Below are 15,731 nucleotides of genomic sequence, written 5' to 3' on the forward strand. Positions count from 1 at the left end.
ATTAATATTATAAAGTTAAATGATTTAACGTGATTATAGTTTGATTGTAACTGTTTAAATTGTTTAAGTATTCCAACTCCATGTCCTTGGCGGTTTCAATACTTTGGATGTACTGAAAGAAATCGATTTCACCTTCTTTAAAGGTTCGGTTGGCCGTTTTTATAATTTCTTCCTGCAAATTACTGCCTTGAGTTTCATAATATGAAATAGCAGCTTGATGCTGTTCCAATTGCGCTAAAAGACGTTGGTACTCACCTTGAAGTTTAATTTTATAATCGACCTCCTGCATGTTTACCACGCCTTCAGCAATTTTAGACGCCTTAATGCGTGCAGCATTTCCAGAGAAAAATAACGGAATCTTTAATCCTATTTGGTACCCTTGAATATTGGAGTTTAAACCACTGTTGGAGCCAACGAAATACTCGGCCGAAATATCAGGTAACAAAGCCTGCTTTTCTTTATTTTTTAAAGCTTGAAAGTAATTTTTAGATTCTTCAAAATAAAGCAATCCAGGATTATCTTCAGAAACTGAGAGTGCTGTTAATGTCAATTTTTCTAGTGGTTCACTAACGATATGCAAAGTATCTATTTGAACCACTTTTTTTAGTTGTTCCATTTGCACTAAAACTTCTTGCTGCGCCTGAAGGAATCGCGTTTCCATTTGTTTTTCTTTGTATTCAGCAGTTAGCATTTCCAAATAATTAGTTTCACCTAATTCAAAACGCCTTTTCGCATTTTCAGCAAATTTGGTGTACAAGCTATCTAAATATTCATAGGTTTTCGCTTTATTTTTAGCGTAACTTAATTCATAAAAACTAGCATACACATCACGTTTAAGTTGTAAACGTTGGATGTTGTTTTCAGAAATTTTTAAGCTATAAGCTGCTTGATTAAAGCGTTTTTCGGCAAAATACCGGGTAGGAAATAAAAAATCTTGCGATACACCAAACACATTCAGCGGCTCATTATTTGCGCCTAAATTACTTTGATCATAGCTATAATAAATAGCCGTTTTATCAAAGTCGAAGGCACTTGAAATGCGCGCATCGACTTCATCTGCTTGAAGACCTGATGCTTTAATTTGTGCATTGGTTTTCAGAGCTAATTCATAAGTTTCTTGAATGTTTAGTGGTTTCTGTTGTGCAAAACCGGTCCACGAAATGAACAGAATGATTAGCGTTGTTATATGATTTTTCTTCATTTTTAGTGTTTTCTTTTCTTCAATCCAAGCGTATAAAACAGGGAGAACTACTAGGGTTAGAATAGTAGCTGTTACTAAACCACCAATAACAACTGTGGCTAAAGGACGTTGTACCTCGGCTCCTGCATTGGTAGAAATAGCCATAGGTAAGAAACCCAAAGCTGCTGCTGATGCGGTAAGCAAAACAGGACGTAAACGTTCCGTTGTTCCACGTTTTATACGTATTTCAATATCTGTAACACCTTGAGATTTTAATTCTTTAAAATGTTCAATAAGGACAATACCGTTTAAAACAGCAATACCAAATAATGCTATAAAACCAACACCAGCGGAAATACTAAACGGTAAATCGCGTAACCATAATAGCAGAACACCACCAACGGCTGCCAATGGAATGGCGGAATAAACCATCAAGGCATCTTTTACAGAATTAAAAGCGAAATAGAGCAGTATAAATATAAGAACAAGCGCTACAGGAACGGCCACCAATAATCGGTCTTTTGCACTTTGTAGGTTTTCAAACTGACCACCATACGTTATACTATATCCTACTGGTAACTGAATATCTGAGGCAATACGCGCTTGAATATCATTTACAACGGATTGTAAATCTCTATTTCTAACATTTACACCAATTACAATGCGTCGTTTGGTATCATCTCTAGAAATTTGTGCTGGTCCAGTTGTGTAAGAAATATCGGCTAACTCGCTTAAGGGAATTTTTCCACCTGAAGGGATATCCACATACAAATTCTGTAAGTCGCTTAAGTTCTGCCGGCTCTTTTCATCGAGTCGAATGGCCAAATCAAAACGTTTTTCACCTTCAAAAACTTGTCCGACGACATCACCAGCAAATCCCATGGAAACAATTTGATTTAAATCGGCAATATTGAGACCATAACGCGCTATTTTAAAACGGTTATAATTCACGCTCATTTGTGGTAAACCTTCTACCTTTTCTACAATAATATCAGAAGCACCTTCCACATCACTAATGGCTGTTTTTATGGCTTCGGCTTTGGTGGCAAGTATGGATAAATCGTCTCCAAAAATTTTAATAGCCACATCGGCACGCACACCAGTGATTAGCTCATTAAAACGCATTTCAATAGGCTGCGTAAACTCGATTTCCATGTTAGGAATAATAGCTAATGCTTCTTTAAATTTTTGCGCTAATTCGTCTTTACTGGAAGCAGAAACCCAAGTCTTTTTCGGATGTAATTTAATAATAACATCACTTTGTTCCATGGACATGGGATCCGTAGGAACTTCGGCGGCACCAATACGACTTACAACTTGGTCTACTTCAGGAAAATTTTCGAGAAGAATGCTTTCAATTTTAGTGGTTATCTCTATGGTTTTACCCAAAGATGTTCCCGTTTTTAAAACCGGTTGAATAACAAAATCACCTTCATCTAAAGTGGGAACAAATTCGCCACCCATTTTATTAAAAACGCCAATACTTACTATAAGGAGTATAACAGCAAAACCAATAACGACGCGCTTGCTATGTAAAGCCCAATTTATAACTGGCTCATACCAACGTGTCAGGCTATTCATAAGTCTAACCGAAATGTTTTTTGGTGATGGATTGGTTGGTTTTAAAAAGAGCGAAGAAACGACAGGTACATAGGTTAGACATAAAATCATGGCGCCTATTAAAGCAAAACTAAAGGTCATAGCCATAGGTTTAAACATTTTGCCTTCAATACCACTTAAAGATAGAATTGGAATAAAAACGATAAGAATAATGAGCTGTCCGAATATGGCCGAATTCATCATTTTTGATGCACTTTTTAAAGTAATACTATCAATAGCTTCTTTGGTAACCGTTTTCAACTTGGCACTTTGAGCTGTAATTTGAAAGGCAATAAACTCCACGATAATAACGGCTCCATCAATGATGATACCGAAATCAATAGCGCCTAAACTCATTAAATTGGCATCCACGCCAAAAATATTCATGAGTGAAATGGCAAAGAGTAAACTTAACGGAATAACCGAAGCCACTACTAATCCAGAACGCCAATTTCCTAGAAGCAATACCACCACAAAAATGACAATTAGTGATCCGAGAATTAAGTTTTCGGCAACGGTAAACGTTGTTTTATCTATAAGCTCACTACGCTCCAGAAAACCATTAATATAAACACCTTCAGGAAGTGTTTTTTGAATACTGGCTACACGTTCCTTTACGGCATCAATAATTTTTTTAGAATTTCCGCCTTTCAGCATCATTATTTGGCCAAGTACTTTTTCGCCTTCCCCATTTCCTGTAATAGCACCAAATCTGGTAGCATGACCAAAACCAACCTTCGCTACATCTTTAATGTAAACTGGTGTGCCATCATTTTTAACGACAATGTTTTCAATGTCTTTTAAGGACGTCACCAAGCCTTCGCCACGAATGAAATAGGCTTTATTGGTCTTTTCAATATAACCACCACCAGCAACACTGTTATTCTTTTCTAGAGCTTCATAAATAGATGAAATGGAAATGTGCATGGCGGTTAATTTCTGCGGATTAATAGCAACTTCATATTGCTTTAAAAATCCACCCCAAGTATTAACTTCTACAACGCCAGGAATCCCTGATAATTGACGTTTAACCACCCAATCCTGAATGCTTCGTAAATCGGTAATGGTGTATTGGTCTTTAAATTCAGGTTTAACATCTAAAATATATTGATAAATTTCACCTAAACCGGTGGTTATAGGACCCATTTCCGGTGAACCAAAACCTTCTGGGATTTTTTCGGAAGCTGATTTAATTTTTTCAGCAATCAGTTGACGCGGTAAATAGGTGCCTAAATCGTCATCAAATACAATGGTAACCACTGAAAGTCCGAATTTTGAAACGGAACGAATTTCTTGAACGCCAGGTAAATTGGCCATTTCAAGCTCTACAGGATAGGTAATAAATTGTTCCACATCTTGGGTTGATAAATTTCGGGATGTGGTAATAACCTGCACTTGGTTATTGGTAATGTCTGGAACGGCGCCAATTGATATTTGGGTTAACGAAACCACACCAAAACCAATGATTGCAGCAGCTCCCAATAGGATTATCAGCTTATTTTTTAAGCTGAATTTTATGATATTTTCTAACATAATTCATTTTAAATAAAGTTGCTAGCTATCCAAAGCAGGATTGCTAGTGATTAAAAAAAGATAAAACGGAATTATGCTAATTTGGGTGGTTGAAAAACGGCTTGTTTTTCAAATAAAGAAATGGATTCTTGGTAATGCGAATTAATAGGGATTTCCACAAAAGGCTCGTGAGAAATGAGGTAATCTTGAATATTTAAAGTAAAAACCATGGCGCTATGAACACAAGCTTGATGATGTTCTTTGAATGGTAAATCTTCATGCTCTTTGTGAGAGCTTGCTGGATGGAATGTGGCATCACCATAATGTTCTGCCAAAAATTCAAAAAATGAATCGCCATACTGCTCTTGATGATATTCTGCATGATCTAGCAAGACGCTAAAACGCGAGAAATCTTCAAAAGAAATATTAAAGCTCTGAAAAAGAACTAAAAATGAAAATGATATGGCAACAAGTTTTTGCATACTAAACAAAAGTACGAAATTTTTTGAGCTATTGTGTAACAACTGTTACAAGACTTAAAAATAGGCCTTTAATTGTACGTTTCCTGTGTGAATTACTTTGCTTGTTTCACTTTTTCTGCCGTAATACGTAAGGTTCAAATCTAAAAAGCTAGTCAGTTTTTTTTGTGCTAAAATACTCCACGTATAATTTTTTCCAGGTTGTAAGCCTTCCATCATTTGGTAAGCTACGGCTGTGTTTACACTACCAGAAAAATTATTGTCAAAATAATTAAACTCACCACTAATAGCTGCTTTTTGATAATTGGCAAAAGTGAAAGCTGCACCATATTTTTGCTGCTTCAATGTTTCAAAATTACCAATGGTATTTTCTTTGCTTGTATATTGATAAAACACATCAAAACGTGCGTTATCATTTAATAGGTAGGAGATTTTCGGGTTGATGTTGGATTCATTTATATCGAAATTTTTACTCGCATAATTCTCGCTAATACTCACATTGTTATTAAAGCTCGATTCTAAATTGGCCAACCAACTTGTGGCAAATTTGTGTGTAAATTGCAGCTTGTGACTCTGTAAATCGTTTTCAATAAAACCAAAAGACAAGGTGTTTTGTGATTTGTTACTTAAGTATGTATACGACGTGGTGTAGCGTTGTTTGCCACGATTGAAAAATAAGATATTTCTGAAATTTAGTTGCAGCGCTAATTGATCTGCTTCTTTACCTTCAAACGGATTTAAATTAAAATCGCTACCAGAGCGTCTTTCTTTTCTATCTACTAAATACGAGGTTTGATTGTGAAATCGGGAGAGGAATTTTTTAAAACCGCCTTCACTGTTAATCCATTGTTGTGGATTAAGTGTAAGTAGTTGACTCAACCGATTTTGGTGCGTTTTTATAAAAACTTGATTTGGTAAAAGCACCCGAATATAATCGGCTTCATCAGGGAATTGAGAGATTTCAAACTCCTCTAATTCCTGAATGCCATTGTTGTTATAATCTATCCACGTGTAAACGCCTTGTCCAGATTCCACTTCAATGTATGTAAATTCCTGCTGCGGAAGCGTTCCAGAATTCGTTTCAAAAACCGTATTCCAATAAATAAGTTGCTCAAAAAATCGCTGACTGAAAATAATTCGGGAGTTTAATGAGTTTTCATCATTGGATTCTTTTTCAGCATCTTTTAACGTTCTGTAATTGGCATAAATAGATAAATTGGTTTTTGAATTTTGAATAATTCGGGAGTCAATATAGAAGGTGTTTGAGGTATTCACTTTTTGTAAGTTTCCGCTCCTAACGCTATCATTCACTCGGTATTTATAACCAATTTCGGCAAATATTTTGGTGCTATCCCCAATTCCTGAAAAGATTTCATACGATTTAAAACGTTGACTTAATGCAGTATACTCATTGGTGGTTTTAGTTTTTTGTTCATTGTCCTCCATAGCTAATCTTGTGCCAACCCAAGCTTTATTTAAGCTATAGGTAATACGGTTAAAAGAACGCAAAAAATTGGATGTTGAATTTGTAGAATTAGCTGTTAAATAACTGGAATTTGAAAGTATATGCCATTTGTTTAAACGTAAATCGGCAAAGGTAATATGTCTATTTCCATTGAAATTATCGGCATAATTAAGATGTTCAAATTGATAGCTTGCCAATCCTTTTTTAGCGTGAAATGTGCGCAACCCTGTTTTAAAAAACAACTGATTCCCTGGTTCTTGGACCGCTTGATTTCCGGTTGTTTGATCTAAATTCCAATCCCGATTAAATTCTGCATTGTAAATACGTTGGATGGAACGGAAATTTTCTTGAATATAATCTGTGTCCACCATGGCATTTAAATTCCATAAACTATCTTTTTTTATGATGGCTTGGTCTACTTTTATTTTACCAGCAAAACCATCATTATCGTTATTATCAAGATCTGAAAATAAGTTGAGGTCGTTTTTGCTTCCTGCCAATTCAAAAGCGACATTGGTTTTTTCAGTTGGAATAAAACTACCATTAACAATGGCTAATTGTAATTTGGTAGGCGCAACCAACTGAATAATAGGTTCAAAATTTCCTTGTGGTTCACCAGCAATGGGTTCCACGTATTTGTAGATGGTGGAAATGGCGTTTATTTGTTCGCCATTAAATTCGTTATCAATAATATAATTTCCTTGGTTTTCGCCAACTAATGTAAACCGAACGCTAAATAATTGGTCGTCTGGGTTATTGGAAAACACAAAAGCCTCCACACCATTTATACTTTCTTTTTTATATAAAATTCGGTTTTCATTATAAGCTTCTGGTGAGCTGGATGGCGCTACCATTAAACTTTTATCATCACCAGCATTGGCTAAAATCTCTACTTGTTCTTCTGAAAGATTCTGTTGCAGCGGGCTATTTTTAGAATCATTTTCGCTGTAAATAGACACGCCAAGTTTTAGCTTTTTGCTGTCATAATTACCACCACCATAAACGACTAATCGCGAATAATTACGTTCGCTAAACTGGTAATCCACCGTAATCCGCATTTCCGAAGTAATGGGGAAGGTTGGATTAAATATAATTTCGCCAGCATTATAATTAATGATATAATCTTTGTTTTCGCCACGTTCCAAAGGAATCCCGTTTACATAAACGGTTTCACTACCAGAAACGATTAAAACGTATAATTCTTCATTCGGGCCTTTTAACTTATAAGGACCTTGATTGCCTTCTTGTGCATTAAATTGACTGGTTGTAAATTGGCCACGTACCAAAGCGCCAGCCGCAAACAGGTTGGTGGTAGATTCGGGATGATTTAATCTTGCGTTTACCGATAAACCTTGAACACGCTTGCTGAAATTTCCAAAGTAGGACGTGGTGTTTTCTAAATCAACATCACCAGCACGAATTTTCCAATTATCACTAAACAACTCAATAAAAACCTGATCAAACTCATCTAGGCGTTGCGAATATCCCGATTCTTGAAGTGGCACATTGGCATCTTGAATGGATGCACGAAGTGATACTTTATCATTTAACTTACCTGTAATTTGTAAATCTAATTCACTGTTTAAAACCGAATTTTGGTTGTTTCCAATTACCACACCTCGAGAAATACTACCGGTTGTTGTTAGGCCGTCAAAAGGTTTGAAGGATGATTTTTCACTTGGCTGACTTAACTTATATAATTGTTGCTGCTTGTTGGTATTTGCCAAAATAACAGTCTCGTCTAGTTGGCGGTACGTTTTTGTTAAGAATTCAGGATATGACAGGTAATTGATGACTATGGAATCTGCTTCAATGGGTTTTTTGAGTTTGAGAATGGCTTTGGTAAAATCCACTTCATAGTAAGATTCATCAATAAACGACGCATCTAATTTTTTAAGTGAAAAGAAACTGGAATTAATACTCACACTATCAATAACTATGGAATCATTAACTGCAACTGTTATTGATTTGTAATTAGAATCTGTCTCCTGCGCAAAAGCACAAAAGCAGATAAAAAAAACGAAACAGGTAAAACAGTATTTCATGTCCTTCTAAAACTGTGGAATCAGGAATTTATTTTGTTGATTGATTTTGTTAAATCGGCATTAAATTAATAGTGTAAAAGTAACGCATTATTTATTTTAGCTGAAATTAATTCGGCATGCCTTTAAAAGCATCGATAAATGCGCAGTTTTAGCGCTAAAAAAAGTGGGATTCATGAAGATTATTTCATACAATGTAAACGGTATTCGCGCCGCATTAAATAAAGGATTTATTGATTGGTTAGTTGTTGCAGATCCAGATGTTATCTGTTTACAAGAAATTAAAGCCAATAAAGAACAATTAAACTTGGAGCTTTTTGAAGAAGCAGGCTATACCTATCACTATTGGTTTTCGGCTCAAAAAAAAGGGTATAGTGGTGTAGCTATATTAAGTAAAACCGAACCAAACCATGTGGAATATGGAACAGGAATAGAATCTATGGATTTTGAAGGTCGGAATATTCGAGCTGATTTTAATGGTGTTTCCGTGATGAGTTTGTATTTGCCATCTGGAACTAATGACGCACGTTTACAGCATAAGTTTGATTATATGGATATGTTTCATTACTACATTGATAATTTAAGGAAAGAAATTCCAAACCTTGTTATTTGTGGCGATTATAATATCTGTCATGAAGAAATTGATATTCATAATCCAAAAATGAAAGGTGTATCGGGATTTTTACCAGAAGAACGCGAATGGTTGGGGAATTTTATAGACAGCGGGTTTATAGATTCATTCAGATATTTACATCCTGAAAAACAGGTGTTTAGTTGGTGGAGTTATCGTGCCAATTCCAGAGCAAACAACAAAGGTTGGCGTTTGGATTATGCTATGGTTTCAGAACCCTTACAAGAAAAGATAAAAAGAGCCGTTATCCTTACGGATGCCGTTCATAGCGATCACTGTCCAATTTTATTAGAATTAGAAAAATAATCCCAAATTTAAAAATTACAATATGAAACATTATTTAATAGCATCGGTTCTTTTGCTTGCCTTATCAACAGCATGTGTGTCTCCAAAAGTATATAAAGATTTAGAAAGTAAATACAATACACTTAAAAAGCAGAATAGTAAATTATCTGCGGATAATAACGATTTGACATCGGCAAAAAACAAAGCGTTGAATGAATTGGAAACACTTCAAAAAAACTATAATGAAACCGTTGCGCAACGCGATAAACTGCAACAAGATTACGATGGATTAAAATCTCAATTTGATGTGCTAAAAGCTTCGTATGATGCTTTAGAAACAAATAGTTCAGCTTCTATTGCAGAAAACACAAAAAAGAATCGCGAATTATTAGCGCAATTGGAAGCTAAAGAACAAGCTTTGGCTGCCGAAAACGCACGTTTAGAAAAACTTAAAAAAGAATTAGGTGAACGCTCCAGTCGTGTAGCCGAATTAGAAGGTATGATAGCGGCCAAAGATGCCGATATGAAACGTTTAAAGAATGCTATTTCTAGTGCCTTAACGGATTTTGAAGGTAAAGGTTTAACAGTAGAGCAGCGTGGAGGAAAAGTATATGTATCCATGGAAAATAAATTGTTATTTCAATCTGGAAGTTGGGCCGTTGGAACGCAAGGAAGACAAGCCGTAAACCAATTAGGAGCTGTGTTAGCTGATAATCCAGAAATCGCCATTTTAATCGAAGGTCATACCGACAATGTGCCTTACAGTGGAAATGGCCAGTTAAGTGGTAACTGGGATTTATCAACCAAACGCGCAACAGCCATTGTAAACATATTACGTGAAAATGACGCTATTAATCCCGAGAATTTAACCGCTGCAGGACGTGGTGAATATGCACCTATAGCAACCAACGACACAGCTGAGGGTAAAGCAAAAAATAGACGTATAGAAGTGATTCTAACACCTAAATTGGATGAAATTTCTAAATTATTGAATGATATATAATCAATTTCTGCGTATGCAGGAATCTCTAAAATAAGAAAGCCTTAATAAGCATTTAAATTTTTAAAAGGTTTTTTATAGACAAATAAATTAAGTTTAATTAAAAAGGACTCCTGTTTTCACAGGAACTAAAGATGAAATACACAACCTTACCACAAACCGATATAAAAGTTAGTAAACTCTGTTTAGGTACTATGACTTGGGGAAATCAAAATACCCAAGCCGAAGGACATGAGCAAATGGATTATGCGGTGGATCAGGGAATTAATTTTTTTGATACAGCCGAACTATATCCAGTTCCTGCGGAACAAAGCACCTATGCCGAAACTGAACGTATCATTGGGAATTGGTTTCAAAAAACGGGAAATCGGGATAAGATTGTATTAGCTTCTAAAATTGCTGGCCCTGGCGATTATACAGCACATATTAGAACCAATGGATTTAGCCCAGAAGCTTTAATAGATGGTGTTAAATAGAGTTTAAAGCGCTTACAAACAGATTATATAGATTTATACCAATTGCATTGGCCAGAACGCCAAACTAATACATTTGGGATTCGAGATTACAAGCACCATTTAGAAGACCAGTGGCAAGATAATTTTAATGAAATCTTACACACACTTCAAGGTCTTATTAAATCGGGAAAAATAAGACATGTTGGAATTTCGAATGAAAAAGCTTGGGGAACCATGCGTTTTTTAGAAGAATCTAAAAAACATAATTTACCAAGAATGATTACCATCCAAAATGCCTATTCCTTGTTAAACCGTGTTTTTGAAGGTGATATGGCAGAAATAGCGATTCGTGAGAATATAGGTTTATTAGCTTATTCCCCCATGGCATTTGGCGTGTTATCAGGGAAATATATTAATAATCAAGCTGCTGATAATGCACGCTTAAAGCTTTTTTCAAGGTTTACGCGCTACAGTAGCAACCAAGCAACCGAAGCAACCAAGCACTATTTAAAGATAGCGGAAGATAATCGCATAAGTTTAGCGCAAATGTCTTTGGCATTTGTAACACAACAACCTTTTATAACCAGTAATATTATTGGCGCTACCAATATGGATCAACTAAAAGAGAATATTGAAAGTATTAACATGGAATTAAACGACAGCTTGTTAGCTTCTATTCAAGCTGTTCATGAAATATTTCCAAATCCAGCGCCTTAAATTTTTAGAAAGCTGTTAAATTATCGATGAACTGCAGCTTTTCGTTAAAGTATTTTTCAATTCACCGATAAAATAAGTATTTAATCTATTAACCTTATGTTAAATATTTCTTGCCATAGTTTTTTTATAATTTTAGAAATTATATTATGAAATGATCAACACTATAAATTAGTTGACATAGTCTGTTTTTCCCCTCAAAACTGGAACTATTAAGAGTATGTTTTTAATTTGTAAGTTGATAATCAATTGATTAACTAACTTAGATTTAAACAATGAAAAAAATTACCCTTTCAATTCTTTTTGGAATCATATCCTTTTGTGGGTTTTCCCAAATTGGATTAGTTGAAAATTTCGATGCAGGTCTTACATTACCTCCAGGATGGACCGGTAGTGGTTACTCTGGAGCTGTATTCCAACCATGTAGTGTTGTTTCCTTAAGAGCCAATTTGAGTCCAGAAAACTTAACAGATGATTTAATATCACCTAATATAGTTGGTCAATCAAATGGTACAGATTTAACAGTAGCTTTTGATTATAAAATTGTTGATTGGTCAGCCGCTGTCGATCCTACTAACCCTGGTTGGGGAGAGCTCAATGTGGAATACTCCACAAATAATGGAGCTACATGGGTCAATATGGGTACCATAGATGATTCTAACCATCAGGCAGCAAATACCTGTGCTAATATAAGTTTTGTTCTACCGGCCGCAAATGTGCCTACAGGTTCTGATATCAAATTAAGATTTGAAAATACTTATTTTTCTGGAAATTATTATTTCTATATAGATAATGTTACTGCATCACAAGTGGTTGTAGATCCACCATCGTGTTCTAATTTAATTTCGCCAACTAATGGTGCAACAGGAGTTCCAATAACAGCCGATTTAAGTTGGCAACCTGCTACAGGTATTCCTTCTGGTTATACCCTAGCGGTGGGAACTACGCCAGGCGGAGATGATGTCGTGACGTCTCAAGGCGTTGGTCTTTCAACTTCTTTTGCTTTACCAGATTTAGAATACTCAACAACTTATTATGTAACGATTACGCCTTTTAATGCTAATGGTGACGCAACAGGTTGTGCAGTACAATCTTTTACAACAGGAGCAGATCCAAATGCACCGGTAGATTGTGGTTCGGGAATTCCAATTAATACGGTTTTCTGTTATACAAATAACGATACAACTACATTTAGTTTTGTAAGTAGTGATGGTTCGCCTTTAGTGGTGATTTTTAATTCTGGTAGTACAGAAAACAACTGGGATGAACTAATAGTTTTAGATTCTGACGGTGTTACAAATTTAAACGCAGCTACTCCTTACGGAAACGGAGGGAATTTAGCTGGTTTGATATTTACATCAACAGGCGATACGATTACAATAGGAGTAACTTCAGATGGTTCCGGAATTAGCTGTACCAACAACCCTTGGGATTTTGATGTAGCATGTGTTGATACATCATCTATACCAAATTGTAACGCTACGTTAACAGCACCAATAAATGGGGAAGTTGGCGTTAATGAAAATGTGGATTTAACCTGGAGTCCTGCAACCATTTTTGTTACGGGTTATACCGTGACTATGGGAACTACACCTGGGGGAACGGATATTGCAGATAATGTGGATGTAGGTCCTGTTTTAACATACGATCCAGGAACCTTGGATTATGATCAAACATATTATGTAACCATTACGCCTTATAATGATAATGGACCTGCGGTAAACTGTAATGAGGAAAGTTTTACAGTGCGTCCAGATCCAAATCAGATTATTGATTGTGCAGCAAATCAAATATTAAACACGGTTTTCTGTTACGAAAATGGGAATAATGCGTTTCAGGAAATTTTTAGTTTCCAAAGCTCAGACGGAAGTCCTTTAAACATGTTCTTTAATTCAGGAACTATTGAATCCTGCTGTGATAATATTAGAATACAAGACGGGAATGGAACTGTTATTTTTGAAGGCAATAATGGAGGCGATTTAGCTGGATTATCTATTGTTTCTATAACAGATAGATTAGTAATGTTCTACGAAGCTGATGGTTCTGTTAGTTGTGCAAGTGGATCTAGAACACCATGGGATTTTGATGTGTCTTGTGTCGATACTACAGTTGTTCCAAATTGTAACGCTGAACTGACTGCTCCATTAAACGGCGCGGTTGGTGTAGATGAGAATGCCGATTTAACTTGGAGTCCAGCAAGTGTTTTTGTTACGGGTTATATTATTAATATGGGTACTACACCAGGCGGAACAGATGTTTTAGATGGTGTGGATGTTGGAAACGTTTTAACTTATCCACTAGGAACATTAATGTTTGAAACGACTTATTATGTAACCATAATTCCTTACAATGATAATGGAAACGCAACAGGTTGTACAGAGGAAAGCTTTACCGTTAGAAATGATCCAAATCAAATTTTAGACTGTTCTGCAAATGAAGTTGTAAATACCGTGTATTGCTATTCAGCCAATGATGATATGGTTTTCAACTTTGCCAGTAATGATGGTGCTCCGTTAGCTTTAGTATTTAATTCCGGTTGGATTGAAGCAACATGGGATGAATTAATTGTAAGAGATTCTGACGGAACCATTTTATATCAAGGTGATAATGGTGGTGATTTAACGGGATTAGTATTTGTTTCTTCAGGAGGTTCTATTGAAGTTGAAGTTGATTCTGACGGATTTGGAAGCTGTGAAGGCTCTAACAACGCACCATGGAATTTTGATGTTTCCTGTGTGGATACCACAGCACTACCTAATTGTAATGCTGTATTAACAGCTCCTGCAAATGGTGCTGTTGACGTTAATGAAAATGAAGATCTTTTCTGGACACCAGCAACTATATTTGTAACTGGTTACTTTATTAATATGGGAACAACACCAGGAGGAACAGATGTTTATAACCTTGAAGATGTTGGAAATGTTACAGCATTCGATCCAGGTATTTTAGACTATGATCAAACATATTATGTGACCATTATACCGTATAATGATAATGGAAGTGCATCTGGATGTACAGAATATAGTTTTACTACACGTCCAGATCCGAATCAAATTATTGACTGTGAAGCAGGTCAGGTTTTAAACACAGTTCATTGTTATGAAAATGGAAATAACCAATTTCAAGAAATTTATAGTTTCCAAAGTTCTAGTGGATTTCCATTAAATATTTTATTCAATTCAGGAACTATTGAAACCTGTTGTGATACAATTAGAATCACAGAAGGTGACGGTACCATTATATATGAAGGAACAGGAATTAACGGTGATCTTGCTGGATTAGAATTCGGCTCAACAGGTGATCGAATAATTGTTCTTGCGGAAGCTGATGGTTCGGTTAGCTGCGAGAGTGGTAGCCGAGAACCTTGGGATTTTGATGTTTGGTGTCAAACATGTATTCCACAAACGGTTCGTTTTGATGTGGTGAATGGTGATTGTATAACAGATCCTAATAACCCTGTTTTTGAAGTAGAAGTAGATATTACAGATTTAGGAGATGCAACTAGCTTAACACTAACTGATAATCAAGGTAGTGCTCCAGTTGTGGTTACAGAAACAGGAATTTTAAACTTCGGTCCATATGCAGCTAGTACAAATGTAGTTGTTACAGTTGCTAATACAAACGATCCTAATTGTACAGTTATAAGTAACCCATTAGCGTTTATATGTCCACCACCACCAAATCCGTGCTCTATTGTTTTTGCCGGTGATGATACGGGTGTAGATTGTAATACGCCAGAAGTTACACTATCAGGAAACTTCCATTTATATGGTCAAGACACGAATAATTATGAAATAAACGCTATTGATACGTGTCCAACACCTCCAGTAGATGGCGCAACACCAACAAGCATAAACGTTGATGATACATGGTCTGACGTTTTAGAACTTGGATTTGATTTCTGTTTCTATGGTGGTGTTTATAACCAAGTAATTATTGGTTCTAACGGTGTTATTAGTTTTGAGGTAGAGAATACAGGTGAATATAATGAATGGGCACTTGGCGCTGGAGATACCTTGCCAAACGCTACAAACACAACCATTACGGAAGCAAATATTTTTGGCGTAGGTCATGATATAGATCCTTCTGTTTGTGGTAGTATTGATTATGTGGTTTTAGGTTCTGCACCTTACAGACAGTTTGTTGTAAACTATAATGCTGTTTGTCATTTTGGTAGCCAATGTAATTCAAACACATCTACATCTCAAATCATCCTTCACGAATCATCAAATAATATTGATATTCATGTATTAAGCAAGCCAACTTGTACGTCTTGGAACGGTGGTAGAGCTGTTATTGGATTGCAAAATGTTGATGATACCGCTGCTACAACACCTCCAGGTAGAAATACAGGTGTTTGGACCGTTAC

6 protein-coding genes and 1 pseudogene are annotated in these 15,731 nt (G+C 35.9%); 4 read left to right on the forward strand and 3 right to left on the reverse strand.

What is annotated here, in order from left to right; all coding sequences use genetic code 11:
* Positions 1 to 7 precede the first annotated feature (7 nt).
* The 3 genes from ACN0QX_RS09815 to ACN0QX_RS09825 form a co-directional block, all read right to left on the reverse strand.
* Positions 8 to 4,312 (reverse strand): CusA/CzcA family heavy metal efflux RND transporter, encoded by a 4,305-nt coding sequence (locus tag ACN0QX_RS09815; RefSeq protein WP_417196702.1) that lies wholly within the window; start codon positions 4,310 to 4,312, stop codon positions 8 to 10.
* Positions 4,313 to 4,383: 71 nt separating this feature from the next.
* The gene (locus tag ACN0QX_RS09820; protein ID WP_376858163.1) at positions 4,384 to 4,773 is read right to left on the reverse strand and encodes a hypothetical protein; all 390 of its coding nucleotides are present in this window, start codon (positions 4,771 to 4,773) and stop codon (positions 4,384 to 4,386) included.
* A 54-nt stretch (positions 4,774 to 4,827) separates the two neighbouring features.
* Entirely contained in the window at positions 4,828 to 8,280 is a 3,453-nt protein-coding gene (locus tag ACN0QX_RS09825; protein WP_417196704.1) for a hypothetical protein, read from the reverse strand.
* 172 nt (positions 8,281 to 8,452) lie between these two features.
* Between ACN0QX_RS09825 and ACN0QX_RS09830 the strand changes: the two genes are divergently transcribed.
* The 4 genes and pseudogenes from ACN0QX_RS09830 to ACN0QX_RS09845 all read left to right on the forward strand — a co-directional run.
* Positions 8,453 to 9,214: an exodeoxyribonuclease III gene (locus tag ACN0QX_RS09830; protein WP_417196706.1), complete on the forward strand. Its 762-nt coding sequence runs from the start codon at positions 8,453 to 8,455 to the stop codon at positions 9,212 to 9,214.
* A gap of 22 nt (positions 9,215 to 9,236) precedes the next feature.
* Positions 9,237 to 10,196, forward strand: coding sequence for an OmpA family protein (locus ACN0QX_RS09835; RefSeq protein WP_417196708.1), 960 nt, complete (start codon positions 9,237 to 9,239; stop codon positions 10,194 to 10,196).
* A gap of 131 nt (positions 10,197 to 10,327) precedes the next feature.
* Positions 10,328 to 11,365: pseudogene (locus tag ACN0QX_RS09840) on the forward strand (aldo/keto reductase).
* A gap of 272 nt (positions 11,366 to 11,637) precedes the next feature.
* A partial coding sequence (locus tag ACN0QX_RS09845; RefSeq protein ID WP_417196710.1) for a fibronectin type III domain-containing protein occupies positions 11,638 to 15,731 on the forward strand: 4,094 nt, incomplete at its 3' end.

Origin of the sequence: Bizionia sp. (assembly GCF_048259285.1) — a bacterium.
Classification (GTDB): Bacteria; Bacteroidota; Bacteroidia; order Flavobacteriales; family Flavobacteriaceae; genus Algorimicrobium; species Algorimicrobium hallyeonense.

Coding starts and splice junctions, on each gene's coding strand:
- ACN0QX_RS09820 (WP_376858163.1), bottom strand. CDS start 4,773: ATGCAAAAACTTGTTGCCATATCATTTTCATTTTTAGTTCTTTTTCAG.
- ACN0QX_RS09830 (WP_417196706.1), top strand. CDS start 8,453: ATGAAGATTATTTCATACAATGTAAACGGTATTCGCGCCGCATTAAAT.
- ACN0QX_RS09825 (WP_417196704.1), bottom strand. CDS start 8,280: ATGAAATACTGTTTTACCTGTTTCGTTTTTTTTATCTGCTTTTGTGCT.
- ACN0QX_RS09815 (WP_417196702.1), bottom strand. CDS start 4,312: ATGTTAGAAAATATCATAAAATTCAGCTTAAAAAATAAGCTGATAATC.
- ACN0QX_RS09835 (WP_417196708.1), top strand. CDS start 9,237: ATGAAACATTATTTAATAGCATCGGTTCTTTTGCTTGCCTTATCAACA.